At 69.5% G+C, this 26425-nt stretch carries 26 protein-coding genes and 1 other RNA gene; 17 read left to right on the top strand and 10 right to left on the bottom strand.

What is annotated here, in order from left to right:
- The gene (locus tag ACZIYR_RS00065; protein WP_483527778.1) at positions 1 to 750 is read left to right on the top strand and encodes a protein kinase family protein; all 750 of its coding nucleotides are present in this window, start codon (positions 1 to 3) and stop codon (positions 748 to 750) included.
- Positions 751 to 766: 16 nt separating this feature from the next.
- On the opposite strand, the gene ACZIYR_RS00070 is transcribed toward ACZIYR_RS00065, so the two are convergent.
- Positions 767 to 1477 (bottom strand): 3-deoxy-D-manno-octulosonic acid kinase, encoded by a 711-nt coding sequence (locus ACZIYR_RS00070; protein ID WP_483527779.1) that lies wholly within the window; start codon positions 1475 to 1477, stop codon positions 767 to 769.
- Here ACZIYR_RS00070 and ACZIYR_RS00075 point away from each other — a divergent pair.
- From ACZIYR_RS00075 to waaA, 3 genes are read left to right on the top strand one after another with little or no spacing between them, the layout of a single operon-like run.
- Positions 1476 to 2603, top strand: a complete 1128-nt coding sequence (locus ACZIYR_RS00075; protein ID WP_483527780.1) for a glycosyltransferase family 9 protein — start codon at positions 1476 to 1478, stop codon at positions 2601 to 2603. The genes ACZIYR_RS00070 and ACZIYR_RS00075 overlap by 2 nt on opposite strands.
- Complete coding sequence (gene hldE, locus ACZIYR_RS00080; protein ID WP_483527781.1) at positions 2593 to 4023, top strand: bifunctional D-glycero-beta-D-manno-heptose-7-phosphate kinase/D-glycero-beta-D-manno-heptose 1-phosphate adenylyltransferase HldE; 1431 nt, start codon at positions 2593 to 2595, stop codon at positions 4021 to 4023. The genes ACZIYR_RS00075 and hldE overlap by 11 nt, the downstream gene beginning before the upstream one ends.
- A gap of 2 nt (positions 4024 to 4025) precedes the next feature.
- Positions 4026 to 5321, top strand: a complete 1296-nt coding sequence (waaA, locus tag ACZIYR_RS00085; RefSeq protein ID WP_483527782.1) for a lipid IV(A) 3-deoxy-D-manno-octulosonic acid transferase — start codon at positions 4026 to 4028, stop codon at positions 5319 to 5321.
- A gap of 20 nt (positions 5322 to 5341) precedes the next feature.
- Here waaA and rpiA read toward each other — a convergent pair whose 3' ends face one another.
- Positions 5342 to 6016: a ribose-5-phosphate isomerase RpiA gene (gene rpiA, locus ACZIYR_RS00090; RefSeq protein ID WP_473031918.1), complete on the bottom strand. Its 675-nt coding sequence runs from the start codon at positions 6014 to 6016 to the stop codon at positions 5342 to 5344.
- Positions 6017 to 6531: 515 nt separating this feature from the next.
- Here rpiA and ilvA point away from each other — a divergent pair.
- The gene (gene ilvA, locus ACZIYR_RS00095) at positions 6532 to 8046 is read left to right on the top strand and encodes a threonine ammonia-lyase, biosynthetic (RefSeq protein WP_483527783.1); all 1515 of its coding nucleotides are present in this window, start codon (positions 6532 to 6534) and stop codon (positions 8044 to 8046) included.
- A 367-nt stretch (positions 8047 to 8413) separates the two neighbouring features.
- Here the strand turns inward: ilvA and ACZIYR_RS00100 are convergent, their stop codons facing one another.
- The 3 genes from ACZIYR_RS00100 to ACZIYR_RS00110 all read right to left on the bottom strand — a co-directional run bounded on the left by ACZIYR_RS00100 (position 8414) and on the right by ACZIYR_RS00110 (position 9602).
- Positions 8414 to 9055, bottom strand: a complete 642-nt coding sequence (locus ACZIYR_RS00100; protein ID WP_483527784.1) for a 5-formyltetrahydrofolate cyclo-ligase — start codon at positions 9053 to 9055, stop codon at positions 8414 to 8416.
- Positions 9056 to 9063: 8 nt separating this feature from the next.
- A non-coding RNA gene (gene ssrS, locus ACZIYR_RS00105) (6S RNA) lies at positions 9064 to 9248 on the bottom strand.
- Between the two features lie 36 nt (positions 9249 to 9284).
- Entirely contained in the window at positions 9285 to 9602 is a 318-nt protein-coding gene (locus tag ACZIYR_RS00110) for a cell division protein ZapA (RefSeq protein WP_473031921.1), read from the bottom strand.
- Positions 9603 to 9895: 293 nt separating this feature from the next.
- On the opposite strand from ACZIYR_RS00110, the gene ACZIYR_RS00115 reads away from it, so the two are divergent.
- From ACZIYR_RS00115 to ACZIYR_RS00130, 4 genes are all read left to right on the top strand, one after another.
- Positions 9896 to 10471 carry a UPF0149 family protein gene (locus tag ACZIYR_RS00115; protein ID WP_483527785.1) on the top strand — a complete coding sequence of 192 codons (576 nt, stop codon included), beginning with the start codon at positions 9896 to 9898 and terminating at the stop codon, positions 10469 to 10471.
- A 28-nt stretch (positions 10472 to 10499) separates the two neighbouring features.
- Positions 10500 to 11837 carry a Xaa-Pro aminopeptidase gene (pepP, locus tag ACZIYR_RS00120; RefSeq protein WP_483527786.1) on the top strand — a complete coding sequence of 446 codons (1338 nt, stop codon included), beginning with the start codon at positions 10500 to 10502 and terminating at the stop codon, positions 11835 to 11837.
- Between the two features lie 82 nt (positions 11838 to 11919).
- Complete coding sequence (ubiH, locus tag ACZIYR_RS00125) at positions 11920 to 13131, top strand: 2-octaprenyl-6-methoxyphenyl hydroxylase (protein WP_483527787.1); 1212 nt, start codon at positions 11920 to 11922, stop codon at positions 13129 to 13131.
- Position 13132: 1 nt separating this feature from the next.
- The gene (locus tag ACZIYR_RS00130; RefSeq protein WP_483527788.1) at positions 13133 to 14404 is read left to right on the top strand and encodes a UbiH/UbiF/VisC/COQ6 family ubiquinone biosynthesis hydroxylase; all 1272 of its coding nucleotides are present in this window, start codon (positions 13133 to 13135) and stop codon (positions 14402 to 14404) included.
- Positions 14405 to 14632: 228 nt separating this feature from the next.
- Here ACZIYR_RS00130 and ACZIYR_RS00135 read toward each other — a convergent pair whose 3' ends face one another.
- The 3 genes from ACZIYR_RS00135 to gpmI form a co-directional block, all read right to left on the bottom strand.
- Positions 14633 to 15925 carry a S41 family peptidase gene (locus ACZIYR_RS00135; protein WP_483527789.1) on the bottom strand — a complete coding sequence of 431 codons (1293 nt, stop codon included), beginning with the start codon at positions 15923 to 15925 and terminating at the stop codon, positions 14633 to 14635.
- A 68-nt stretch (positions 15926 to 15993) separates the two neighbouring features.
- Positions 15994 to 17163 carry a murein hydrolase activator EnvC family protein gene (locus tag ACZIYR_RS00140; protein WP_483527790.1) on the bottom strand — a complete coding sequence of 390 codons (1170 nt, stop codon included), beginning with the start codon at positions 17161 to 17163 and terminating at the stop codon, positions 15994 to 15996.
- A 19-nt stretch (positions 17164 to 17182) separates the two neighbouring features.
- Positions 17183 to 18757: a 2,3-bisphosphoglycerate-independent phosphoglycerate mutase gene (gene gpmI / locus ACZIYR_RS00145; RefSeq protein ID WP_483527791.1), complete on the bottom strand. Its 1575-nt coding sequence runs from the start codon at positions 18755 to 18757 to the stop codon at positions 17183 to 17185.
- A 267-nt stretch (positions 18758 to 19024) separates the two neighbouring features.
- Here gpmI and ACZIYR_RS00150 point away from each other — a divergent pair, with 267 nt between their 5' ends.
- The 8 genes from ACZIYR_RS00150 (at position 19025) to ruvX (ending at position 24631) form a co-directional block, all read left to right on the top strand.
- A complete protein-coding gene (locus ACZIYR_RS00150; RefSeq protein ID WP_473031928.1) occupies positions 19025 to 19447 on the top strand; it encodes a rhodanese-like domain-containing protein in 423 nt (140 codons plus the stop codon).
- 30 nt (positions 19448 to 19477) lie between these two features.
- Positions 19478 to 20005: a protein-export chaperone SecB gene (gene secB, locus ACZIYR_RS00155; protein ID WP_473031929.1), complete on the top strand. Its 528-nt coding sequence runs from the start codon at positions 19478 to 19480 to the stop codon at positions 20003 to 20005.
- A 34-nt stretch (positions 20006 to 20039) separates the two neighbouring features.
- A complete protein-coding gene (locus tag ACZIYR_RS00160; RefSeq protein WP_483529031.1) occupies positions 20040 to 20768 on the top strand; it encodes a 16S rRNA (uracil(1498)-N(3))-methyltransferase in 729 nt (242 codons plus the stop codon).
- A 41-nt stretch (positions 20769 to 20809) separates the two neighbouring features.
- Positions 20810 to 21514, top strand: coding sequence for a CvfB family protein (locus ACZIYR_RS00165; RefSeq protein ID WP_483527792.1), 705 nt, complete (start codon positions 20810 to 20812; stop codon positions 21512 to 21514).
- A gap of 46 nt (positions 21515 to 21560) precedes the next feature.
- Entirely contained in the window at positions 21561 to 22520 is a 960-nt protein-coding gene (gene gshB / locus ACZIYR_RS00170) for a glutathione synthase (RefSeq protein WP_483527793.1), read from the top strand.
- Between the two features lie 562 nt (positions 22521 to 23082).
- On the top strand, positions 23083 to 23436 hold the full coding sequence (locus tag ACZIYR_RS00175) for an energy transducer TonB (protein ID WP_473031937.1): 354 nt from the start codon (positions 23083 to 23085) through the stop codon (positions 23434 to 23436).
- Positions 23437 to 23464: 28 nt separating this feature from the next.
- Positions 23465 to 24022, top strand: a complete 558-nt coding sequence (locus tag ACZIYR_RS00180) for a YqgE/AlgH family protein (protein WP_473031938.1) — start codon at positions 23465 to 23467, stop codon at positions 24020 to 24022.
- Positions 24023 to 24181: 159 nt separating this feature from the next.
- Positions 24182 to 24631 carry a Holliday junction resolvase RuvX gene (gene ruvX / locus ACZIYR_RS00185; RefSeq protein WP_483527794.1) on the top strand — a complete coding sequence of 150 codons (450 nt, stop codon included), beginning with the start codon at positions 24182 to 24184 and terminating at the stop codon, positions 24629 to 24631.
- A gap of 14 nt (positions 24632 to 24645) precedes the next feature.
- On the opposite strand, the gene ACZIYR_RS00190 is transcribed toward ruvX, so the two are convergent.
- Both ACZIYR_RS00190 and pyrB read right to left on the bottom strand, forming a co-directional pair.
- Positions 24646 to 25299 carry a hypothetical protein gene (locus tag ACZIYR_RS00190; RefSeq protein WP_483527795.1) on the bottom strand — a complete coding sequence of 218 codons (654 nt, stop codon included), beginning with the start codon at positions 25297 to 25299 and terminating at the stop codon, positions 24646 to 24648.
- Between the two features lie 86 nt (positions 25300 to 25385).
- Positions 25386 to 26414, bottom strand: coding sequence for an aspartate carbamoyltransferase (gene pyrB / locus ACZIYR_RS00195; RefSeq protein ID WP_483527796.1), 1029 nt, complete (start codon positions 26412 to 26414; stop codon positions 25386 to 25388).
- Positions 26415 to 26425 lie beyond the last annotated feature (11 nt).

A 26425-nucleotide genomic window follows, 5' to 3' on the forward strand; every position in this document is an offset into this window, starting at 1 on the left:
ATGCAGAGCAGAGCGATTTCCGGTTCCGGCGTGTGGGAGTGTGAGGGCTACCGCCTCGAAGCGAGCCTGCCCGACGATGAAGCGGTCAGCCTGCTGCGGGCCGTGCTTCGGCAGCGCTACCGGGTCGTGAGCCTGCTGAAGGATAGTCGCCACTGCTGGGCGGCCCGGGTCACCATCGGCGGCCGTGACCTGGTCCTAAAGGTGCCTCGCGCCCGGAATCGCCGTGCATGGGAGCGCTTCCTGACCCTGTTCCGCCCCGGGGAGTCGATTCGCCAGCATCGCAGCATTGCGATGCTGGCGCGTCTTGGGCAGAGAGGGCCCGAGCCGATACTGGGGGCCGAGCGGCGCAAGGCGGGCCGAGTGGTGGACGGTTTCTTCCTGTATGGTTTTGTCCCGGGCAGGCAGGCAACTAGCCGCGATACGCAAGCGGTGGCCGAGGCGCTGCTCGAACTGCATGGCCAGGGCTACCTGCGCGGCGATCCCCAGGCACAGAACTTCCTGATCGACGAGGAGCGGGTCCGCTTCATCGACTTCAAGATGACGCGCCCACCACTGCTGGCCAGGACGCGACTGCTGATGGAGTACAGCAAGTTTCTCGAAAGCATGCCCTTAGGCTATCGCTATCTCGACAAGGCAACGCGGTATTCTCGCACCTTTCGCCTGGCCAATGCCCTGCAGGCCGGGCTCTCCTGCATGCGGCGAGTGCGCAAGGGCGCCAAGCGAAAGTGGGTCGGGCGGCGCAAGGGGTGAGGCGTGGCGTCGGCCGCTAGCCGGCCCGATGGTGCCCTTCGGTAATGTCGTCCATCGCCCAGGGATAGCCCAGCTTGTGCAGCGAGCGCGCCAGTCGCGCCAGATTGCGAGGGATATGGCGGCGACTCGGGCGTATCCGACAGCGATCCAGATCGATCAGCCAGATCCTGTCTTCCCCGTCGATCAGCACATTGCGGGCGTTGAGATCCACGTGATCGAGCCCGACGTCATGGAAGCGGCGGATGGTGGCGCCAACGGCGCGCAGCAGGGCGGCCTCGGCGCGGCCGTCTTCGAGCCGCTCGGCGAGGGCGCGTGCGCCGGGGATGCGCACCGTAAGCAGCGCCGCCTCGTAGCTGAGCCCATGGCGTATCACGCCGGCCGCCACCGGCCTGGGCACCGGCAGGCCCCGCTCGTGCAGCCAGGCGGTCAGTCGCAGCTCGCGAAAGGCGCGGGTGCGCTCGCACCCCAGCCACAGGTAGCGTGCCTCGCTGAGTCTGGCCACCAGGCCGCCGCGTCGATAGGGGCGCAGCACCCACTGCTCAATGCCAGCGTCCAGGAAGAGACTGCTGCCTCGCCCCGGGGCGTCTCCCACCACCCGGCCCTGCTGGCGCCAGTGGTCCGGGTCGAGTAGCGACGGGCCGAGTTGTGGCGCCATGACGGCGTCACATACACTGCCTGCATCATATAGAATGATCGTCTTTCCCGTCCGATATGTTGCCAAGCGCATGAAGCATCCTCTGCCTGCCCGACCCCGCCACATTGCCGTACTGCGGCTCTCTGCCCTGGGCGACGTCTGCAATCTGGTGCCGACCATACGGGCGCTTCAGCGCCAGTGGCCGGAGGCGCGTATCACCTGGATCATCGGCAAGGCCGAGCACAGTCTACTGGCGGGCCTGTCGGGGGTCGAGTTCATCGTCTACGACAAGGCGACGGGACTGGCCGGCATGCGCGCCATCTGGCGCCAGCTTTCGGACCGCCGGTTCGACGTGCTGCTGCATATGCAGCAGGCGTTGCGGGCCAGCGTGCTCTCCCTGGGGCTCAAGGCCAAGGTGAGGGTGGGCTATGACAAGGCCCGCGCCAAGGATGCCCAGCACTGGTTCACCCACCGCCGGCTGGCGCCGCATCCCCGCGCCCATGTGCTGGAGTCCTTTCTCGATTTCGCCCGCCTGCTCGGCGTGGAGGATCTCTCCCTGGAGTGGCACCTGCCGATTCCCGATGCCGCCGTCCAGGAGGCCCGCGAGATCGCCGGAACGGGGCGCTACCTGGTGATCAGCCCCTGCAGCAGCCTGCGGGTGCGCAACTTCCGTAACTGGTCGGCGCAGGGCTATGCCGCGGTGATCGAGCACGCCTGGGCCCAGCACGGCATCAAGGCGGTGCTGACCGGAGGCGGCAGCACCCAGGAGCGTGAGATGGGCGAGGAGATCCAGTCGCTCAGCCGGCCGGAAGCGGTGCACGACGCCATCGGCAAAAGCTCGCTCAAGGGGCTGCTGGCGCTGATCGATGGCGCCGAGGCGGTGATCGCCCCCGACTCCGGGCCGGTGCATATGGCCAATGCCCTGGGCACCCCGGTGGTCGGTCTCTATGCCACCTCCAACCTGGATCGCACCGGCCCCTACCTCTGGCGGGCCGAGGCGGTGAACCGCTATCCCGAGGCGGTGCGTACCTATATGCACAAGGAACCCGAGCAGCTGGCCTGGGGGCAGCGGGTGCGCCACCCCGACGCCATGTCGTTGATTCATACCGAAGACGTCATCGAGCGGCTGGAGGTGGTGCTTTACCGGGACGCCCAAGGCGCGCCGACGGAGAGCCCCGATACGGAAAGTCCCGATACGGAGAGCCCCGATGAAGTTTGACCTGACGGCCCTGGAGCAGGCCCGCGTGCTGGTGGTGGGCGACGTGATGCTGGACCGCTACTGGCACGGCGGCACCCTGCGCATCTCGCCGGAGGCCCCGGTGCCGGTGGTGCAGGTGCGCGACAGCGAAGACCGCCCGGGTGGCGCGGCCAACGTGGCGCTCAATATCGCTTCCCTGGGCGCTCAGGCGGCCCTGGCCGGCCTGGTCGGCGATGACGACAATGCCGAGCGGCTGGTTGCTCCGCTCGATGCGGCCGGAGTGAGCACTCACTTAGAGCGCAGCGTGGGGATTCCCACCATCACCAAGCTGCGGGTGGTGAGTCGCAACCAGCAGCTGATCCGCCTGGACTTCGAGGAGGGGCTCGGCGAGGTGGACACCTCGGGGCTGCTGACCCGGGTCGAGCGAGCGCTGCCCGACTGCGACCTGGTGATTCTCTCCGACTACGGCAAGGGCACGCTCAACCGGGTGGAGGCGCTGATCGCCTTGGCGCGTGCCGCCGGCAAGCGGGTGCTGGTCGACCCCAAGGGCGGCGACTTCGGCAAGTACCGGGGGGCCAGCATGATCACCCCCAACCTGGCCGAGTTCGAGGGGGTGGTGGGGCCCTGCCGCGACGACGCCGAGCTCGCCGCCAAGGCCGAGGCATTGCGTGACGAGCTAGGGCTCGAGGCGCTGTTGATCACCCGCAGCGAGAAGGGCATGACCCTGATCCGTGAGGGTCACGAGCCGCTGCACCTGCCGACCCGGGCCCGGGAAGTCTATGACGTCACCGGCGCCGGGGACACCGTGATCGGTGTGCTGGGCCTGGCGCTTGCCGCCGGCCATGGCTTCCCCGAAGCGATGACCCTGGCCAACCTGGCCGCCGGCCTGGTGGTGGCTAAGCCGGGCACCGCGACGCTCTCCATCGCCGAGCTCTACACCGCCCTGCACGGCGACAAGCTGGCCGAATTCGGGGTGATCGAGGAGCCGCCGCTGATCGAGGCGGTGCGCGCCGCCCAGGCCCGCGGCGAGCGGGTGGTGATGACCAACGGCTGCTTCGACATCCTCCACGCCGGCCATGTGGCCTACCTGGAGCAGGCCCGCCGGCTCGGCGACCGGCTCATCGTGGCGGTCAACGACGACGCCTCCATCGCCCGTCTCAAGGGGCCCCGGCGGCCGATCAACCCGCTGGCCCGGCGCATGCAGGTGCTGGCGGGACTGGGCGCCGTGGACTGGGTGGTGCCCTTCACCGAGGATACCCCTCAGCGACTGATCGAGGCGGTGCTGCCCGATGTGCTGGTCAAGGGGGGCGACTACCGCCCCGAGCAGATCGCCGGGGGGGAGGCGGTGCGTGAGGCCGGCGGCGAGGTGATCGTGCTGGGCTTCGAGGATGGCGTCTCCACCACGGCGATGATCGCCACCATCCTCGACCGCGAGGCGTGAGGGTGCGCACTGGGCGACCCTGGGCGAGGCGCCTCTACTCGGCGGCGCTCTATCTGCTGTCGCCGCTGATCTGGCGGCGCGTCTGGCGTGAGCAAGTGCCCACTCATCCTCGGCGGGAGCGGCTGGGGCTGCTGACGCCCTCGCCCGAACGCGGGCGAACCCTCTGGCTGCACTGCGCCTCGGTGGGCGAGGTGCTGGCCGCCCGTCCGCTGATCGAGGCGCTGCTGGAGCGCTATCCCGGCCATCGTCTGGTGATCACCACTATGACCGCCACCGGCGCCGAGCGGGCGGCGGCGCTGGCCGATCGCCTCGTCCAGTCGGGGGCTGGCGGCGAAGTGAGCCATCACTTCGTTCCGCTGGACTTTCCCGGTGCGGCGCGCCGCTTCATCGACCGGCTCGCCCCGGCGCTGGCGATCCTCTTCGAGACCGAGCTGTGGCCCAATCTGCTGGCTGCCTGCGACCGTCGCGGGGTGCCGGTGGCCGTGGTCAACGGGCGCCTCTCGCCCCGCGCCTTTCGCGGCTACCGCCGGCTGAGGCCGCTGATGGTCGAGGCGCTGAGCCACGTCGACTGGCTGGCGGCCAAGTCCGCGGCCGATGCCGAACGCTTTAGGGCGCTGGGCATGGCCACCGAGCGCAGCGAAGTCGTGGGCTCGCTGAAGTATGACCTGTCGCCGGACCCCGTCGCCTTGGCCCAGAGCCGGCAGCTGTGCACCCGGCTGGGGGCGCGTCCCATCTGGGTGGCGGGCTCCACCCACCCGGGCGAGGACGAGCTGCTGCTGGCGGTGCATGCTCGGCTGCGTGCGCACTACCCCGAGGCCCTGCTGATCCTGGTGCCGCGCCACCCCCAGCGCTTCGAGACGGTGGCGGCGCTGTGCGCCGAGCGGGGCCTGGCCGTGGCGCGGCGCTCCCGTGATGAGTGGCCGGGCCCGGCGACCGCGGTCTATCTGGGTGACACCATGGGAGAGCTGCTCACGCTCTACGGGGTCGGCGATCTGGCCTTCGTCGGCGGCAGCCTGGTGCCGGTGGGCGGACACAACCTGCTGGAGCCAGCGGCCATGGGCGTGCCGGTGCTCACCGGCCCGGCGCTGGCCAATTTCGAGGAGGTGGCGGCCACCCTGCGCGATGCCGATGCTCTGGTGGAGGTCGGCGACGCCGAGGCGCTGGGCCATGTGCTTCTGGCGCTGTTCGACGATGAGCCGGAGCGCCACCGCCTGGCCGAGGCTGGCCAGGCGGTGATCGCCGCCAATCGCGGCGCCCTGGTGCGCACCCTGGCGGGGCTGTCGCGACTGTTGGGGTGAGTGAGTGCTTACTGTTGTTGTCAGGCCGGCGTCAGCCGCTCGACGCCGCTCTCGCTGCCCAGCAGCAGCACGTCGGCGCCGCGGGCCGCGAACAGGCCGTTGGTGACCACGCCGACGATGGCGTTGATGCGCGCCTCCATGGCCACCGGGTCATCGATGGGGAACTCGAAGCAGTCGATGATCTGGTTGCCGTTGTCGGTGACCACGCCCTCGCGGTAGACCGGGTCGGCGCCCAGCTTGACCAGTTCCCGGGCCACGTAGGAGCGCGCCATGGGGATGACCTCCACCGGCAGCGGGAACTCCCCCAGGCGCTCGACCTTCTTGGAAGCGTCGGCGATGCAGATGAAGCGCTCGGCACAGGCGGCGACGATCTTCTCCCGGGTCAGGGCCGCCCCGCCGCCCTTGATCATGTGTAGGTGAGCGTTCACTTCGTCGGCGCCGTCGATGTAGAAGGGCACGCTGCCTACGCTGTTGAGCTCGAACACCTCGATGCCGTGACCGCGCAGCCGCTCGGCGCTGGCCTCGGAGCTCGCCACGGCGCCCCTGAAGTCGTCGCGCAGCTTGGCCAGGCGGTCGATGAAGCGGTTGGCGGTGGAGCCGGTGCCGATGCCGAGCACGGTGTCGCGCTCGAGCCAGGGCGCGATCTCGTCGATGGCGGCGGCGGCGACGGCGTCCTTCAGTTCGTCCTGGGTCATGGGGTCGCTCTCAGGTGGCGGATGGATGGGAATCGGGCGCCATTATAGGCCAGCCGGGCCGCTCTGCCGATGGCATGGCGGAGGGTGCGCCCGGGATAGCCCTGCCCCCCGAGTCGGCAAAGCGGGCTTGATGGCGAGTGTCCCGCAGGCAGAACGATCGCAGGTAGCAGCATCGCTCGGGACTGATCCGTCGGCAGGCCCCGGAGCGCCGGACCGCCGAGGAGGCGCTGTGAATACCTCCTTGTACGCTACCGATTCCCTGCTGCGCTCTCGCGTCCCGCTCCGCTTGCAGGTCCGGTGCTGGCCATCCATGGCCAGCCCGTTCGGAGCAGTGCTCCTCACCCCTGGAATCGGACCTCCTCTTTGGCCTGCCCCCGGCGTCCCTCGCCAAGCACAGCAGCGACGACCCTTATCTTACCGGGGCTGCGCTGGACGCCATGCCGTCGGGAATGCTACCAATAGGGGTTCTCTGCACTGCAGCACAGCCCTTCGCGTCACTCCTCTGGGATATCAGGATGCTAGAAGCCACCGTCAAGAAGATTCTCCAGGCCCGGGTCTACGAGGCCGCCCGGGAAACGCCGATCTCCCCGGCCCCCTTCCTCTCCCGCCGCTTTCACAACACCATCCTGATCAAGCGCGAGGACCTGCAGCCGGTCCACTCCTTCAAGATCCGCGGCGCCTACAACAAGATGGCCCAGCTGACCGAGGAGCAGAAGGCCAAGGGCGTCATCGCGGCGTCTGCGGGCAACCACGCCCAGGGCCTGGCCATGGCGGCCAAGCAGATGGGGGTCAAGGCGGTGATCGTGATGCCGCGCATCACCCCCGAGATCAAGGTGGCCGCCGTGCGCGCCCGGGGCGCCAAGGTCGTGCTCAAGGGTGACGCCTTTGCCGCTGCTGCCGCGCACGCCCGGGAGCTGATCGAGGAGCACGGCTACACCTACATTCCGCCCTTCGACGATATCGACGTCATCGCCGGCCAGGGCACCGTGGCCATGGAGATCCTCCATCAGCACGCCGGGCCGCTGGACGCCATCTTCGTGCCGGTGGGCGGCGGCGGGCTGATCGCCGGGGTGGCGGCCTACGTCAAGTACCTGCGTCCCGAGGTCAAGGTGATCGGCGTCGAGGCCGAGGACAGCGCCTGCCTCAAGGCGGCCCTGGAGGCCGGCGAGCGGGTGGTGCTCGACCAGGTGGGAGTCTTCGCGGAAGGGGTGGCGGTGGCGCAGATCGGCGAGGTGCCCTTCTCCATCGTCCGCGAGCTGGTCGACGGGGTGATCACCGTCAACGCCGACGAGATGTGTGCGGCGGTCAAGGACATCTTCGACGATACCCGGGCGGTCTCGGAAACCTCAGGGGCCCTCTCCCTGGCGGGGCTGAAGAAGTACATCCAGCAGACCGGCGCCGAGGGACAGACGTTGCTGTGCATCAACTCCGGCGCCAACACCAACTTCGACCGGCTGCAGCATATCGCCGAGCGTACCGAGCTGGGGGAGCAGCGCGAGGCGATCCTCGCCGTGACGATTCCCGAAAAGCCCGGCAGCTTCAAGAAATTCTGCAAGACCATCGGCAAGCGCATGGTCACCGAGTTCAACTACCGCTACGCCGATCCGGACGCGGCGCATATCTTCGTCGGCGTCCAGGTTAAGCCCGGCGGTGAGGACCGCCAGGCGGTGATCGACAAGCTGCGCGATGCCGGCTATCCGGTAGAGGATCTCACCGACAACGAGCTGGCCAAGCTGCATATTCGCCACCTCGGCGGCGGTCGCCCCAAGGAGCACTTCGACGAAGAGGTTTACCGCTTCGAGTTCCCCGAGCGCCCCGGGGCGCTGATGAACTTCCTCACCCACCTGCCCCACGACTGGAACATCTCGCTGTTCCACTACCGCAACCACGGGGCAGCGTACGGCCGGGTGCTGGTGGGCATGCAGATACCCAATGGGGATCGTTGCCACGTGGAGGAGCACTTCGACGAGATCGGCTATCGCTACTGGAAGGAGTCCGACAACTCGGCCTATCGGCTGTTCATGGCCTGAACCGCGCAGGGTAAGCGCTGACTCACGCCAAAGGCGAGAAATGGCGAGCATTTCAAGGCGTAATCGTTGAGCACCAGCGGTTGTCAGCCGGGCGCCCAAGCCCCTATAGTCGTCGCTGCACGTGCTATGTGCGAAATCGTTCACACTCCGCTGCGGCGGACGCATTACCAGGGAGCAGGCAATGAAGCGCAAGCCCGATCTGGTCATGGCACTGGTGCTGGCCTTCGGCATCGGCGTCGTGGTGACCGGCTATGCCCAGGCGCTGGCGGGTAGCTGAGTCGGCCATCAGTGCCATGATCAGATGCAGCAACCGAAACGACCGGCCGGTGCAGAGCACCGGCCGGTCGTTTGCGTTACGGGCTCAGCGTCAGGGCCTGACGAGGCGGGCGTCGCTGGCGATGGCATCCAGCGGCACGTCCCAGGACGCGCTCGGCAGCCGGGCGACCCGCTGGCACTCGTGGGCCAGGCCGATCAGCCGTGGACGGGGCCCCGGCCGGCGGGTGAAGGCCAGGCTGCGGTCGTAAAAGCCGCCGCCCATGCCCAGGCGCTGGCCGGTTTCGTCGAAGCCCACCAGCGGCAGCAGGATCACGTCCAGCGCCCAGGCCGCCAGGCGCCGGGCCCGGTGCGCGCCGTGGCGGGTGTCGGGCTCGGCGATGCCGAACCGGTTGCGCACCATCGGCGTGCCCTGATGGTAGTGAACGAACCATAGGGCGTTGTGAGTGAGCGGCTTGAGCACCGGCAGGTAGACCCGGGCGCCGCGCTCTGCGAGCCACGGGATCAGCGGCCGGGGGTCGATCTCGCCGTCGTTGGGCAGATAGAGGGCCACTCGGCGGGCGCGCTGCAGCTCGGGCAGCCGGCGCAGCCGGCGACACAGGGCCTGGGCGGCCTGGCGCTGTTGTAACGGCTCGAGGGCGCGGCGGCGGCGACGCAGGGCCTGGCGCAGGCGCCGGCGGGCGTTCGGGGAGTCGTCGCGGGTGTCGAAGTCGAGAGGGGCTAGCAGGCTGCACATGATGCGTGGGGTTCCCCAGAGTGCCGCTGTCGTTCTGGCCCTTGAACCCTTGGTTCAAGGTGGGTGGCCGCAGCCGAACCGTCAGGCTTTCCGTCGCACGGACATGCACACGGGTCCGGCTAGCTATTGGCCGCCCTGGGTATTGCGCATAGGCTCGAGGGACTATAACGACTGGCCAACACCCCAGGGAACACCTTCATCGTATCAGAGCTGGCGGTGACGTCCAATGTCATTCGCAGGGTGTCTGTCCCGGGGCCGGGCCACCGGCCAACGCCTGCTCGAGCCGCTCGCTCAGCCGGTCCAGGCTCTGCTCGCCGCTGCGCCGCTCGTCCAGTGCCTCGAGCAGCTCGTGGGCGATGTTCAGCGCTGCCATGATGGCGATCCGCTCGCTGCCCAGCAGGTTGTTCTGGGCGTGGATACCGTGCATGGCGCGATCCAGGTAGCGGGCGGCGCGATCCAGCTTGTGCTCCTCGCCGGGATTGCAGGCGATCACATAGTGCCGACCCAGCAGGGTGATCTCGGCGGTGGGGCGGGAAGCATCGCTCATGAGGGCTCCGGTGCGGGCCATGGGGTGTCCCGATACGTTAACATCCTGGAGAGAGCTGTCTAGCAGCCTGTCGAACTTAACGCTGACCTGCTACGAAATCCGGTTTTCTCGCGACGATCGGTCAAATCCGACAGGCTGCTAGAACTGCCTGCACTGGCGTGGCGTTCGCTTAGGCTTAGCTTAGACAGTGCCCAAAGCGTCGTTCGACCACGAATCACTATAAGAGAGCCGCTTGTGGGCGGTCAACGCGCCGCGAGCGTCGCTCTGCGTCTCCTGCCACTACGGAAGTCAACATGTCCACGATCGATGAACGTCCGGATTTCTCGACCATCGCCGACCTGTTTTTATTGCATGGCAGCATGCAGTCCCCGGCCTTTCTCGACGGCCGGCTGTGTGCCGGCCTGGCGCTCAACGACCTCAGCGCCGCCGACTGGCTGGAAGCCGTCTGCCTGGACCTTGGGGTCGAGCAGCCTCGCGATCGCGACAGCGCCGAGGCGCTGCTGGCCTGGCGCCGCCAGGCCCTGGAGGCCCTGGCCGACAGCGCCTTGAACTACGAGCCGCTGCTGCCCGATGAGCTCTACTCCCTCGCCGAACGCGCCCGTGGCCTGCGCGACTGGACCCTGGGCTTCCTGGAGGTGGTCGAGGAGGCCGGCGAGGCCCCCCGCCAGCGCTGGTCGGCGCCGCTGCGCGAGGCGCTGGAGGATTTGTCGGCTCTGGCCGCCATGGAGACCGACCTGGAGGAGAGCGCCGAGAACGAGAACGACCTCTTTGCCCTCACCGAGCATGCGCGGATGGCCGCCATGCTGCTCTACACCGAGCAGCACCCGGGCCAGCCGCAGGTGGAGTCCAGCGAGCCGACCCGCCACTGATGTCCCCGTTCATTGCCAAGGAGCCGCGATGCTGCCTGATCCCCTGCCCCGTCCCGCCCCCGTCACCAATGCGGAGTACCTGTCACGCCGCCGCGCCCTGATGGCCGCCCTGCCCGCCGACAGCGCGGTCCTGCTGCCCGGTGCCGCGCTGGTCACCCGCTCGCGGGACAGCGAGTATCCCTTCCGCCAGGACAGCGACTTCCACTACCTCACCGGCGTTGCCGAGCCCGATGCCCTGCTGCTGCTGCTGCCGGGACGCGCCGAGGGAGAGAGCGTACTGTTCTGCCAGGACCGCGACCCGGCCCTGGAGACCTGGACCGGGCGTCGCCTGGGCGCCGAGGGCGCGGTGCGCGAGCACGGCCTCGATCAGGCCTTCGAGAACGCCGAGCGCGACGCGCGACTCGAGTCGCTGCTGGATGGCCGCACCACCCTCTATCTGCCGCTGGACAGCGCCGAGGCGATGGCCACCGCCGAGGAGGTACGCACCGCCCTGGCGGCGAAGGTGCGCCGCGGGGCGCGGCCGCCCGAGGCGCTAGTCGAGGTCTCGCCGCTGATCCATGAGGCGCGCCTGATCAAGAGCGAGAGCGAGCTGGCGCTGATGCGTCATGCGGCACGGATCTCGGCCCGTGCCCATGCGCGTGCCATGCGCGCCGCCCGCCCGGGGCTTGGCGAGTACCACCTGCAGGCCGAGCTGGAACACGAGTTTCGCTGGCAGGGCGGCAGTGGCCCGGCTTACGCCAGCATCGTCGGTGGCGGGCACAACGGCCGTGTGCTGCACTACATCGAGAATCGCGATGCCCTGCGCGACGGCGAGCTGGTGCTGATCGACGCCGGCGCCGAGTTCGACCTCTATGCCGGTGACATCACCCGCACCTTCCCGGTGGGCGGGCGCTTCAGCGAGGCCCAGCGGGCCCTCTACGAGGTGGTGCTGGCGGCTCAGGAGCGTGCCGTGGCGGCGGTGAAACCCGGCGTCACCCTGGCCGAGATCCACGCCGGTGTGGTTCACGACCTCACCGCCGGGCTGATACGGCTGGGGCTGCTCGAGGGCGAGGTCCAGGCGCACGTCGATGACGACAGCATCAAGCGCTTCTATCCGCACTCCACCTCCCACTGGCTGGGGCTGGACGTTCACGATGTCGGCGCCTATCGCCTGGCGGGCGAGCCCAGGGCGCTGGCGCCGGGCATGGTGCTGACCGTCGAGCCGGGGCTCTACGTTCCCGACGAGGCGGAGATCCCGGCGCCCTACCGCGGCATCGGCATTCGCATCGAGGACGATGTGGCGGTCACCCCGGAGGGCCACGAGGTGCTCAGCGAGGGGGTGCCCAAGCGGGTCGAAGATATCGAGGCCCTGATGGCCAGGAAATGATCAGCGCAAAGGAAGCCAGAGTTATGTTACGTAATTTACATTACGAATCGGCCGGCTTTTATGCCTGCCAGGGAGAGCGGGTATGAGCCCCGCGCCCCCGCGCCCGGTGGATATCGCCATCATCGGCGGCGGCCTGGTCGGTGCCAGCCTGGCCGTCTGCCTGGCGCCTCTGATCGAGCGCCATGGGCTGTCGGTGGCGGTGATCGAGGCCTCGCCCATGGGCGAGCTGGCCGACAGTGCCTGGCAGCCGAGCTTCGATGCCCGCTCCAGCGCCATCGCTCAGGGCTCGGCGGAGCGCTTTCGGGACATGGGACTGTGGGACGCCATGGCCGAGCAGGCCGCGCCGATACGCCGGATTCATGTCAGCGAGCGGGGGCGGCTGGGGGTGACCCGGCTCCTGGCCGAGGAGCTCGGTCAGGAGGCCCTGGGCTACGTCATTCCCAACGCCTGGATGGGGCGCGTGCTGCATCGTCGCCTGGCGGCGCTGCCCTTGGCGTGGCACTGCCCGGCCAGGGTGGAGGCCATCGTCCCGGAAGCCGAGGGGCATCGCCTGATGCTCTCCGACGGCGGAGAGCTGCGGGCCGGTCTAACGGTACTGGCCGATGGCGGCCGCTCCGGTCTCAAGGAGCGCCTGGGCATCGCCAGCGAAGAGGCGCCCTATGACCAGGTGGCGCTGATCGCCAACGTCGAGGTGAGTCGCCCCCACGGCGGCACCGCCTTCGAGCGCTTCACCCGCGACGGGCCCATCGCCCTGCTGCCGCTGTCGGGTCAGCGGATGGCGCTGGTCTGGACCCATCCCAGCGGTATGGAGGCGGCGCGCCTGGCCCAGAGCGACGGCGACTTCCTGGTCGAGCTGCAGCGCGCCTTCGGCGACCGCGCCGGGCGCTTTCGCCGCGTGGGCAGCCGCCACGCCTACCCGCTGACGCTGGTCACCGCCCGGGAGACGGTGCGCCCCGGGCTGGCGGTGCTGGGCAATGCCGCCCATGCGTTGCACCCGGTAGCCGGGCAGGGCTTCAACCTCGCCCTGCGCGGGGTGACGGACCTGGTGGCGGCTCTGGAGCAGGCCCTGGCGGAGGGGGAAGCGCTCGGCTCCCTCGCGACCCTGGGCGACTTCGAGGCGCGTCGGTTCGCCGATCGCCACAGCGTTGTTCGCTTCAGCGACGGCCTGGTACGGCTGTTCGGCATCGACCACCCGCTGCTCTCCCACGCGCGAGCCGCGGGGCTGGTGGGCCTCAATCTGGCGGGGCCGCTGCGCCGCAGCCTGGCGCGCCGCGCCATGGGCCTGGAGCGCTGACATGCAGACACATCACGGAGGGGACGGCATGGCGCAAGCCGGTCAGGAGAGTCAGCGCTGCGAGGCGATCATCGTCGGCGGCGGCATGGTGGGGGCGGCGCTGGCCGCGCTGCTGGGCCAGGCGGGCGTCGCCGTCACCCTGCTGGATGCGCGTCCGGCGCTGCTGGACGCCGAACGGGTGGGCCGGGGCCGGCCCGCCATGCGGGTCAGCGCCCTGACCCCGGTCTCGCAGCGCCTGCTCGAGGGCCTGGGGGCCTGGGAGTGGATGCGCGGCAGGCGGGTGACGCCCTATCGCCGCATGCGGGTGTGGGATGCCCAGGGGAGTGGCGAGGTGGCGTTCTCGGCGGATCAGGCCGGGGTGCCGGTGCTAGGGCATATCGTCGAGAACGACCTGGTGCTGGCGGCGCTGGAGGCGCGGCTGGTGGCCCTGCCCTCGGTGACGCTGGAGTTCTCGGCCCGGGTCGCCGGCCTCGACGAGACCCCCGGCGGGTGCGAGGTGGCGCTGGAGGATGGCCGCCGGCTGGCGGCGCCGCTGGTGGTGGCCGCCGACGGGGCGCGCTCGCCGCTGCGCACCCTGGCCGGCATCGAGGCCAGCGCCCGGGACACCGGCCATGTGGCGGTGGTCACCACGGTGCGCACCGCCCGCCCCCATGGCGGCGTGGCCCGCCAGGTGTTCCTGGAGAGCGGCCCGCTGGCCTTCCTGCCGCTGACCGTGGACGGCGATGACCGCTACTGCTCCATCGTCTGGTCGACCTCGCCCGCCGAGGCCGAGCGGCTGACAACGCTGTCGGCAGAGGCGTTGGGCGAAGCGCTGGGAGACGCCTTCGCACATCGTCTGGGCGAGGTCGAGGTGGTGGACCGCACCCAGGCGGTGCCGCTGACCCAGCGCCACGCCGAGCGCTATGCTCGACGCGGCTTCGCCCTGGTGGGCGATGCCGCCCACAGCATTCATCCCCTGGCCGGCCAGGGGGTCAATCTGGGGCTGATGGATGCCGCGGTGCTGGCCGAGGAGGTGCTGGCCGCGCGGCGTCGCGGCCTGGCCATTGGTGAGGCGGGGGTGCTGGCGCGCTATGCCCGCCGCCGGCGCGGCGACAACGCTGCCATGCTGGCGCTGATGGACGGCTTCCGGCTGCTGTTCGGTGCCCGCCACCCGGCGCTGACCCTGGCCCGCAACCTGGGCATGAGCGGCGTCGACCGGCTCACGCCGGTCAAGCGGCTGCTGATGCGCCAGGCGATTGGGCAGAGGGGGCGCCTGCCCGCCTCCTGCCGCTGAGACGAAATGGCTGCGCGGGCGCTAAGCGCTTCATCCCGCTCGCCGATTCTTTAGGTTCATCGCACTTTAGCGTGAATATGTTTGGCAGGTTTGATGGTGGGAGGCCGGCTCTGCCGGGCGAAGGCGCCGCAGGCGCCCCATGGGTAGCGCTGCGCGCTACTTCGCGAGCTGAAGCTCCCTCCCACATAGCCTGTTTACGCCAGTCTGCGAAGAACCATTCGTTAGGGATCAACGGCGGCGCTGGCTGACCACGTTGAGCGCCTTGAGCAGGTTGAGGGCCTCAGAAAGCTGGTAGTCCTCGCGCAGCCGCTCGCTCATCTCGCGTCGCTCGCGGGGGTCGTCCCGGGAGCGCAGGTGGCCTTCCAGGTCGGCCTCGCGGACCTGGCGGCCGCTTTCGGTCACCTCGACCCGGCCGCGCACCACTTCCACATCGGGCTCGATGCCCTGGGCCTGGATCGAGCGGCCGCTGGGCGTGAAGTAGAGCGCGGTGGTCAGCTTGAGCCCTTCGCCGTTGCCCAGCGGCATGATCTGCTGCACCGATCCCTTGCCGAAGCTCTCGGTGCCCATCACCACCGCCCGATGCTGGTCCTGCAGGGCGCCGGCGACGATCTCCGCCGCCGAGGCGCTGCCGCCGTTGATCAGCACCACCAGCGGCACCTCGGGGGCGACGGTGTCGCGGCCGGCCGAGAAGCGCATCTCGGCGTCGGGCAGGCGGCCCTCGGTGTAGACGATCAGGCCGCTGTCGAGGAAGGCGTCGGCCACTTCCACCGCTGCCTGCAGCACGCCGCCGGGGTTGTTGCGTAGGTCCAGCACCAGGCCATTGAGGGGGCCTTCACGCTCCATGCGCTCGATGGCGGCGCCCACCTGATCGGCGGTGCGGCTCTGGAACTGGCTGATGCGCAGGTAGCCGTAAGCGGTTTCCAGCAGCTCGCTGCGCACGCTCTCGGTGCGGATGATCTCGCGGGTCAGGGTGAGGGTGCGCGGCGACTCCTCGCCGCGCCGCTGGATGGTCAGGGTCAGCTCGCTACCCGGTTCGCCGCGCATCAGGGTCACCGCCTCCTGCAGCGTGAGCCGGTCGGTGGGGGTGTCATCGATGCGCAGGATCTGGTCCCGGGACTGCAGGCCGGCCCGGGAGGCGGGGGTGTCATCGATGGGGGTGATCACCGTGAGCTGGCCGTCCTGCAGGCCGACCTCGATGCCGATGCCGCCGAATTCGCCCTGGGTGGACTCGCGCAGCGTCTGGAATTCGTCGCGGTCCAGGTAGGCGGAGTGGGGATCGAGCTCGCTGAGCATGCCGCGCATGGCGTTGCGCAGCAGGGTGCGGTCGTCGACGTCTTCCACGTAGACACGCTTGATGCGCTCGAACACCTCGGCGAAGGTCTGGATCTCCTCCAGCGGCAGGTCGTCGGCCGGTGCGGCCGCCTGGGCGGCCGACGGCAGCCAGACGAGCGACGTGGCCAGCAGGGCGGCCAGCAGGCGACGGGGAGCGGCGGGCAGGAGCCCGGCGAGACAGAGGGGCATGCGAACTCCGCGATAGCGAGACGAGGCGTCCAGCATAGCTCGCCGCCGGGAGGTTGGGGAAGCCCGCGTCAGCGCCGGGCGATCCAGCCCTGGGGATCGATGGGATCGCCGCCACGGCGCACTTCGAAGTAGAGCGCCGGCGCCGAGTGGCCGCCGCTGGCGCCGACCCTGCCGAGGGTGTCGCCGCGGGCGACCGCCTGGCCCACCTCCACCTCGAAGCGCTGCAGATGGGCGTGCAGGGTCATGACCTGATCGCCGTGGTCGAGGATCAGCAGGTTGCCGAAGCCGCGCATCCAGTCGGCGAAGACCACCCGGCCGGCGTGCACCGCGGCCACCGGGGTGCCCTCCCGGGCCTCGATCAGGATGCCGTTGCGGTGCACGCCGCTGCTGCCGCGAAAGCGCGAGGCCACTGCTCCCTGCACCGGCCAGGGCAGATCGCCCTGGGTCTCTTCGATGGCGGTGGAGGGGGGCGGGCGCTCGAGACGGGCCAGCTCCTCCTGGACCTGCTTGAGGGTCTGTTCGGCCCGCTCGCGATCGCGGCCCAGGTCGGCCAGCCGTGCCTGCTCGCTGGTATAGCGATCCTGCAGCTCGGCCAGCAAACGCTCGCGCTCGGCCATGCGGCTGGCCAGTTCGCTGCTGCGCTCCGCCAGCTCAGCGGCCAGGGTATCCATCCGCTCGCCGCGCGCCTGCAGCTCTCGGCGGTTCTCGCTCAGCTCGGCATCCAGCCGGGCGATCTCGTCGAGCCGGGCGTGGCGGGCCCGGGCCAGGTAGTTGAGGTAGGCCTGCAGCCGGTCGAGGCGCGCCGGGTCGTCCTGATTGAGCAGCAGCTTGAGCTGCGGGCTCGGCCCCAGCCGGTAGAGGGCGTCGAGCTGGGTACGCAGGGCGGCGACCTGGTCGTCGCGCTCCTGCTCGAGAGCGGCGCGCTCCGTCTCCAGGGTGTCGATGGCCTCAGCCAGGCGGCGCCGGTCGGCCTGGAGGTCGTCCAGGCGGCGGTGGGTCTCGGCAAGCTCGGTCTCCACCCGGCGCAGCGCCTGGGAGGCTTCGTCCTGTTCCTCGCGGGTGGCGCGCAGGCGCTGGCTGAGCGACTGGATGTCGGCGCCGATGGCGTCGAGCCGCTCGCGCGCCTCGCGCTCGCTGCTTGGGGAGGCCAGCACGGTGGCCCCACCGCCGCCGAGCGTCAGGGCGAGGCTCAGCAGCGCCACCCCCAGGGGGGGCAGCAGGCGTCCGGCGTGGCTCATGGTCGCTGGCGTTCGGGCATCATGCCGGTTCGACCAGCACCCGGCCGGTCATCTCCGCGGGGATCGGCTGGCCCATCATCGTCAGCAGGGTCGGCGCGATGTCGCACAGCCGGCCGTCGTCCAGCAGCCGCACCGAGGCGGAGCCGACGTAGATCAGCGGCACCTCGAAGGTGGTGTGGGCGGTCTGGGCCACGCCGGTGTCGGGGTTGACCATCTGCTCGGCGTTGCCGTGGTCGGCGGTGATCAGGCAGGCGCCGCCCGCCTTCTCGATGGCCGCCACTACACGCCCGACGCAGGCGTCCACCGCCTCGATGGCCTTGACGGCGGCGTCGAAGTCGCCGGTATGGCCGACCATGTCGCCGTTGGCGTAGTTGCACACGATCAGGTCGTAGGTGTCGGACTCGATGGCCGCCACCAGCTTGTCGGTGACCTCGGCGGCGCTCATTTCCGGCTTCTCGTCGTAGGTCTTGACGTCCTGGGGCGAGGGCACCAGGACCCGGGTCTCGCCTTCGTACTCGGCCTCGCGGCCGCCGGAGAAGAAGAAGGTGACGTGGGCGTACTTCTCGGTCTCGGCGATGCGCAGCTGGGTGAGGCCGCGGCTCTCCATCACCTCGCCCAGGGTATTGTGCAGGTCGGCCGGCGGGAAGGCGGCCGGCGCCGGGATATCGGCGGCGTACTGGGTCAGGGTGACCAGGCTGCCGCCGGCAAGGGTCGGTCGCACGCGGCGCTCGAAGCCGTCGAAGGCCTCCTCGACGAAGGCGCGGGTCAGCTCGCGAGCGCGGTCGGCGCGGAAGTTCATGAAGATGGCCGCATCGTCATCGGCGAGGGTCACCGGCCCCTTGCCGGCGTTCACCGCGGTGGCGGCGACGAACTCGTCGTTCTCGCCGCGCTCGTAGGCGGCGGTCAGCCCCGCCTCGGCGCTGGCGGCCTGGTGCTCGCCGACGCCCTCGGTGAGCAGTCGATAGGCCTTCTCCACGCGATCCCAGCGGTTGTCGCGGTCCATGGCGAAATAGCGGCCGATGATCGAGGCCACGCCGCCGTTATCCTTGCCCACCAGCTCGGCAAGCCGCGTATTGACTCGCTCGATGGAGGCCAGGGCGCTGCGCGGCGGCATGTCGCGGCCGTCGAGGAAGCCATGCACGAAGATGCGCCGGGCCCCGCGCCGGGCAGCCAACTCGGCCATGGCCAGGAAGTGATCCTCGTGGCTGTGCACGCCGCCCGGTGAGAGCAGCCCCAGCAGGTGGACGGCCTTGTTCTTGGCGACCGCGGCATCAATGGCGTCGGTCAGGGCGGGGATGGCGTCCAGTTCGCCCTCCTCGACCGCCTTGGAAATACGGGTGAGCTCCTGGTAAACGACCCGGCCTGCGCCCAGATTCATGTGGCCCACCTCCGAGTTGCCCATCTGCCCCTCGGGCAGGCCCACGTACTTGCCGTCGGTGTGCAGCAGGGCGTGGGGCCGATGTTGCCACAGCCGATCCATGTTCGGCGTGTGGGCCGCGGCCACGGCGTTGTTGGCGGTGTCCGGGTTGTGGCCGTAGCCGTCGAGAATGATCAGGGCAACGGGGCGAGGGGCTTGGGTCGTGGTGTCGGGCATCGGAAGGGGCCTCTTTATCGTAGGGGCGACCGCGGCGAGGGCGTTCTTCGGCAATGGCGAAGGTGCTGCCGACCAGGGGCAGGCGGCCATTCCGTACGCTTGGGGTCGCGACTTGATTCGGCTTGCGGCATCATAGCGCACGGTAGGGCCGGGCGTCATGGCCGAGCGGCGTGCCCTGGGCCATGCCGTCAGACGCCTTGACCTGGTGTATACTGGGCGCCGCCCAGATCGCCCCAACCGTGTACCCGACGAGAGTTTTCCGGACCCATGATCGATCAGCTGTTCGAATTCGTGCAGAACCACCCGCTGCTGGTGGGTGCCTTCCTGATAGTGTTGACCGCCTGGATCGTTTACGAGGTCCGCAACAGCGCGGCCAGCGGCGTGACGTCCACCCAGGCGACTCAGCTGGTCAATCGCGAGGACGCCGTGGTCGTGGACACCCGCGAGGCCGGCGACTTCAAGGCCGGGCATATCGCCGGGGCACGCAATATTCCCCAGAGCCGCATCGACGAGCGCCTGGGCGAGCTGGAGAAGGTCAAGGACAAACCGATCATCGTGGTCTGCAAGAGCGGCCAGAGCTCCGGCGCCACGGTGGCCAAGCTGGCCAAGGCCGGCTTTGACCGGGTATTCAAGCTCAAGGGCGGCATGATGCAGTGGCAGGCCGACGGTCTGCCGGTGGTCAAGAAGTAGTTACACTCCGCATTCTAAAGGATTCTTTCCATGGCCGAAGAGAACAACCCCAACGCCGGTGGCAACAGCCAGGCCGCCGCCGACCAGCAGAACAAGCCGCAGCTGCAGTTCTCCGTGCAGCGCATCTACGTCAAGGATATCTCCTTTGAGGCGCCCAACTCGCCGGCGGTCTTCCAGCAGCCGTTCAAGCCCAAGGTCAGCCTCGACCTGAATACCTCCAGCCAGAAGGTGGGCGAGGATCTCTACGAGGTGGTGATCAAGGTCACCGCCCAGGTGACGCACAGCGAAGAGGGCACCACCTCCTTTCTGGCCGAGATCGAGCAGGCCGGCCTGTTCCGCATCAGCGGCATCGAAGGCGCTCAGCTGGATCACACCCTGGGCGCCTTCTGCCCCAACGTGCTGTTCCCCTACGCCCGCGAGTGCGCCGACAACCTGGTCAACCGCGGTGGTTTCCCGCCCCTGATGCTGGCGCCGGTCAACTTCGAGGCGATCTACGCCCAGAAGAAGAAGCGCGAGGCCGAGCAGGCCCAGCAGCAGGGCGAGCAGACCACCCAGTAAGGGGGGGTGACTCCGTGGTGGCGCTAACGTGACGCTGCGAAAAGCCCCGCGTATCCACGTCGCCGCCGACTATGAGGTCGGCGGCGACGTCGTTCTGCCCGAAGGACCGGCCCGCCACGTGGCCCGCGTGCTGCGCCTGGGCGAGGGGGCGCCGCTGCGCCTGTTCGACGGCGCCGGCCGGGAGGCCGAGGCGTTTCTCGTCGAGGCCTCCCGCAAGCGGGTGGTGGCGCGCATCGAGGCGGTGAGCGCGGGCGGCGGCGAGTCACCCCTGGCGGTGCACCTGGGCCAGGCGATTTCCAAGGGGGATCGCATGGACTACGCCATCCAGAAGGCCGTCGAGCTCGGCGTGGCGGCCATCACCCCGCTCTACACCGAGCACGGCGACGTGCGCCTCAAGGGCGAGCGCGAGGCCAAGAAGCTCGCCCACTGGCAGGCGGTCGCCGCCAGCGCCTGCGAGCAGTGCGGGCGTGCCACGGTGCCGCCGGTGCACCCGCCGCGGGTCCTGGCCGACTGGCTGGCCGCCCGCGACGAGGCCCTGCGGCTGGTGCTCCATCCCGGCAGTGCCGGGGCGCTCGAGCGCAGCGCAGCGCCCGCCTCGGCGGCTCTGCTGATCGGTCCCGAGGGCGGACTCGCCGAGGCCGAGGTCGCGGCCGCCAGGGCCATCGGTTTCGCGCCGCTGTCGCTGGGCCCGCGCATCCTGCGTACCGAGACCGCTCCGGTGGTGGCGCTTAGCCTGCTGCAGTTCCGCTTCGGCGATTTGTGAGCGCTCACTTTCACCTTATCCCACCTGTCAGGGAGCCCGTCATGTCCGATTCCCGCGACCGCCGCATCGACCGCCCCGCCGCCGGCCGGCGCTATCGCGCGCCGAAGTGCGCCGTGGGCGAGGTGGCTTACCTGGAGGTGGTCTCCGTCAACGAGACCGGCGCCTTCCTCGACTGGGGCCATCCCAAGGACCTGCTGCTGCCCTACGGCGAGCAGCGCTTTCGGCCCACGCCCGGCAAGCGGGTGCTGGTGAGGATCTACGAGGACCAGCAGGGCCGCCCGGTCGCCTCCCAGAAGCTCGACCGCTTTATTTCCGACCAGGCCGAGGGCCTGTCGGCCGGTGACGAGGTGACCCTGGTGATCGCCGAGCAGACCGATCTGGGGTTCAAGGCGGTGGTCGACCACCGCGCCTGGGGACTGCTCTATCGCGATGATGTGACCCGGCCGCTGCGCCGCGGCCAGCGTCTAACCGGCTACGTGAAGCGGCTTCGCGAGGATGGCCGTCTGGATCTCTCGCTGCTGCCGCCGGGGGCCGCACGCCTCGACGTGGTGGGCGAGACGGTGCTCAAGGCGCTGCGCGAAAGCGGCGGCTACCTGCCGCTGGGCGACAAGAGCGACGCCGCCGAGATCAAGGCGCGCCTGGGGGTCAGCAAGAACGCCTTCAAGCAGGCCATCGGCCGGCTCTACAAGCAGCGCCTGATCACCCTGGAGCCCACCGGCATCCGGCTGGCGCCCGGTGGCGACTAGCCGGCATACTGGCCCCATCCCGACTCCCGACCGGAAACCCGACGCCATGAGCGAACGCGCGCTGAAGATCGGCGTGGTGATGGACCCCATCTCCCACCTCGCCTACAAGAAGGACACCACCCTGGCCATGCTGTGGGCGGCCCAGGCGAGGGGCTGGTCGCTGCACTACCTGGAGCAGCAGGACCTGTTCCTCGAGGACGGCCGCGCCCATGGACGGATGCGCGACCTGACGGCGTTCCGCGACCCCGATCGCTGGTACGCCCTGGGGCCGCCGGAGAGCCGGCCCCTGGCCGAGCTCGATGTGATCCTGATGCGCAAGGACCCGCCGGTGGATGACCACTTCCTGCACGCCGTGCACCTGCTGGGCTTCGCCGAGCGTGAGGGCGTGCTGGTGGTCAACCCCACCCGGGCGCTGCTGACCTGCAACGAGAAGCTGTTCGCCCAGGAGTTCCCCCAGTGCTGCGCGCCAACCCTGGTGGCCTGCAGCGAGCCGGTGCTGCGCGCCTTCCACGCCGAGCACGGCGACGTCATCTTCAAGCCGCTGGACGGCATGGGGGGCAGCGGCATCTTTCATGTCCAGCCGGACGGGCGCAACCTCGGTGCCATCATCGAGACTCTCACCGAGCACGGCCGCCGCCAGATCATGGCCCAGCGCTACCTGCCCGCCATCAAGGACGGTGACACCCGCATCCTGCTGGTGGACGGCGAACCGGTGCCCTACGGCCTGGCGCGGGTGCCCATGGCGGGCGAGACCCGCGGCAACCTGGCCGCCGGCGGCCAGGGCGTCAGCCGTGAGCTGACCGAACGCGACCACTGGCTGATCGAACAGGTGCAGCCGATGATCCGCGAGTACGGTCTGATGTTCGTGGGCCTCGACGTGATCGGTGATTACATCACCGAGATCAACGTCACCAGCCCCACCTGCGTGCGCGAGATCGACGATCAGCGCGGCACCGATATCGCCGGCATGCTGATGGACGCCATCGCGCGTCGCCTGGCCCCCTGAGACCCGGCACAGGAGCCTGTTTGCGCATGGCGGTTTCCATCAGCGACCCGATCCGCTACGCCCCGGTGACCCGGCCCTACCGCCGCTGGCTGGCGGTATCGGCCGCGCTGCTGCTGCACCTGGCGGTGATCGGCGTGGTCGCTAGCCGGCAGTTCGTACCGGCGCCGGCCGAGCCGACCAGTCTCGACGTGGTGCTGGTGACCGCGCCCCGCGAGGCGCCGGTGGAGGCCGACGCCATCGCCGAGGCCGCCCAGCTGGCCGCCGGAGAGCAGGAGCAGGCGCCCGCCGAGACGAGGGCCGCGCCCCCGGAGGAGGTGCCGGCGCAGGAGGAGAGTGGCAGCGAGGCGGCGTCGGTCTCCCCGGCCGAGCCGGAGAGCGCCGCACTGCCCGAGCCCGAGCCGGCGGTCGAGGCGCCAGACCCGCTCGCCAGCGACGCCGAGCCGCTCCCCGAGCCGCAGGAAAGCGCCCCCCCTCGGCGGAGCGCTCCGCGCCCTCGGCCTCGGGGCGTGACCTCAGGGCCCAGGCCACCCGTAGCATCCGCGAGCAGGGCCTCGACCCCGGCATGGCCGGGCCGTCCGACGAAGCACCGCGGATGGCCGCCAACCGCGCCGCCGAGGCGCGCTATATCGATGACTGGACCCGCCGCGTCGAGGACTACGGCAACCGCGTGCACCCGGCGCCCCGCGACCTGCACGGTCAGCTGCGCATCCGGGTGGTGATCGGACGCGATGGCGAGCTCCGTCAGGCAGAGGTGATACAATCCTCAGGACATCCCGAACTCGACCAGGCGGCGCTGGATACCGTGCATGGTGCGGCCCCCTACCGGCCCTTCGACAGCGGTATGGGGGACCTGGACAGCCTCTCCATCTCGCGCGTCTGGCGGTTCGGCCAAGGCAATCACTACGGCGTGCGGTAGGGCCATGGGCCCGCCGCCCGGGAGTCTCATGCAAAGCTTGAAACATCACTTCCTGATGGCGATGCCGCACCTGGAAGACCCCAACTTCGCCGGTAGCCTCAGCTATCTGTGCGATCATGACGACAACGGCACCATGGGCGTGATCGTCAACCATCCGCTGGATATCACCCTGGATGCGCTGTTCGAGCAGCTCGAGCTGGAGGCCGATGAGAGCCCGCACCGCAATGCCCCGGTCTACTACGGCGGCCCGGTACACAAGGATCGCGGCTTTATTCTGCACCGCGGCGCCAGCGATGCCTGGGACTCCAGCATCCAGGTCGCCGAGGACATCGCCCTGACCACCTCCATGGACATGCTGCAGGCGCTGGCGGCGGGCAAGGGCCCCCGGCAGTTCCTGGTATGCCTGGGCTGCGCCGGCTGGGAGGCCGGCCAGCTGGAGCATGAGCTGATGGAGAACGCCTGGCTGACCGTGGAGGGGCGTGCCGACATCCTCTTCGAGGTGCCGCCGGAGCAGCGGCTCAGTGCCGCCGCCGGTATCCTCGGCGTGGATCTCAACCTGATGTCGCGGGAAGCGGGCCACTCCTGACATTCGCGCTGCAACGGCCTGCACTCGGTCATACGGCGTTGCTCAGAGACAAGAAATGCTCATTTACACCCAAGTAAACTCCGCTTCCTTGCCTATGAGCGCCTTGTCTGACCTTCGTTCGTCGCGTTGCCGCATCGAATGTCGGTCCGAGGAGGGGCTATGGCCGGCCAGCGCCTGATCCTGGCCTTCGATTTCGGCACACGGCGCATCGGGGTGGCGGTGGGCAACGAGATGATCGCCAGCGCCCGCCCCCTGGAGCCGCTGCCGGCCCGCGACGGCATCCCCGACTGGAACCGAGTGTCGCGCCTGGTCGCGGAGTGGGGGCCGGAGCTGTTCGTGGTGGGACTGCCGCTCAACATGGACGGCTCGGAGTCCGAGATGAGTCTGCGCGCACGCAAGTTCGGCAAGCGCCTTTACGGGCGCTACGGCAAGCCGTGCGAGTTGGTCGACGAGCGCGGCTCCACCCGCGAGGCCAAGGCGATCGCCCGCGAGGCAGACGGCCTGCGCGACGCCCGCAAGAGCTACCGCGACGATGGGGTCGACGGCATCGCCGCGGTGCTGATCCTGGAGAGCTGGTTCGCCCGTCAGGAGGGGCTGCCGCCGCGCTGAATGCGGCGGCCGTGCTATGCCGGGTCCGGGTCGCCGCCGCCGCGATACTTGGCGGCGATGTCGCCCACCGAGATGCAGGTGAACTTCTCGATGAAGAACGCCAGGGTGGCCGGGCAGCGGAAGCGCTCCTCGAACTCTTCGGTTCCCTCCTCGCCGCGGCGGCGGCTGACGCTGGCGCGATACTCATCCCCGGCCCGGAAGACCCGCACGGTCGCCTGGCGGTCGGCGTCCTGCTTTTCCACGACCAGCTCCTGCTGACTGGCCAGCAGGTCATCGAGCATCTTGCCCCCCTCGCGCTCCTCCGGTGTGGCCCATACCTCCTGGTCCCGCTTGCCGTACTGGAACAGCACGATGACCGGCAGTACCGAGAAGATGGCGGTGGAGAGGAACCAGGTGAGCGCCGCGTTGGACAGCGAGGCGGTGAACACCGCGATCAGTTGGATGACGATGCCGATCGCCAGCAGCACCGCCAGCGGGCGCCAGATCCGCGGGTTGAGAAAGCCCTTGCCCAGGGTGTGCCCCCATAGCCCGATCACCGCCACGCTGCCCACGCCGAGCTGGATCAGCGCCACCGGGGAGCCGCCGCCGCGCAGCAGCGCGATCAGCCCGATGACCACCAGCAGGGTGTAGAAGCCGCAGAGTGACAGATAGGCGCGATGCAGGTTCATGGGGGGTGCCTCCGAGTTGGCGGGATCATCGGTCAGGGTATGTCGTTCTCCCCCAGCATAGGCGATACCCGTCATCGTGCCGTGGGTCAAAAGTTGGCGTCGTCAACGCCCAGGCGATCGGGCACGAACCAGCGCACCGGGCGAAGCTCCTTCTCGATCAGCTCGTCCACCTGCAGCAGGGTGGCGAAGATCGCCATGCGCACCGGGATGCCGTTGTCGGTCTGGCGGAAGATCGCCAGGCGCGGGTCGCCGTTGAGGTCTACGTCGAGGTCGTTGGCCTCCGGGCGGCTATCCCGGGGCAGCGGGTGCATGACGAGGGTATCGCGGCCGCAGCGCCGGTCCAGGAAGGCACGGTCGACGGTGAAGTCCCGCGACAGGCTGAAGCCCTCGCTCATCTCCGCGGTGAAGCGCTCCTTCTGGATGCGGGTGGTATAGACCACGTCGACATCGGAGAAGTCGTCGGCGAGGCTCGCCCGCTCCTCGACGCGGTGGCTGCGGGAGGCGACCAGGTCGATCAGGTGGCGGGGCATCTCGAGCCCCGGCGGGGCCACCAGGGTGATGCGCATGGGGTCATAGAGCGACAGCAGCTTGATCAGCGAGTGCACGGTGCGACCGTACTTGAGATCGCCGGTGAGTAGCACATGGGCGCCGGCGAGCCGCTTGCTCAGCCGGGTGAACTCCTTGTCGATGGTGTAGAGGTCGAGCAGCGCCTGGCTGGGGTGCTCGCCGGGGCCGTCGCCGCCGTTGATCACCGGCACGTGGGTGGCGGCGGCGAACTCCGCTACCGAGCCCTGTTCCGGGTGGCGCATGACGATGGCGTCGCAGTAGCCGCTCATCACCCGGCTGGTGTCGTAGAGCGACTCACCCTTGGCCATGGAGGAAAAGGTGAAGCCGGTGGTGTCGCAGACGCTGCCGCCCAGGCGACAGAAGGCGGCGTGGAAGCTGACCCGGGTCCGGGTGCTGGCTTCGAAGAAGAGGTTGCCGAGCACGGCGCCCTCCAGCACTCGGGTCACCTGGCGGCGTTGGGCGATGGGCTCCATGCGGGCGGCAACGCGCAGCAGGTGGTCAACGTGGTCGCGGGACAGGGAATCGACGGACAGCAGGTGGGGGCTCATCGAAGGTCTCG

This window comes from Billgrantia sp. NRB1, from assembly GCF_056921725.1.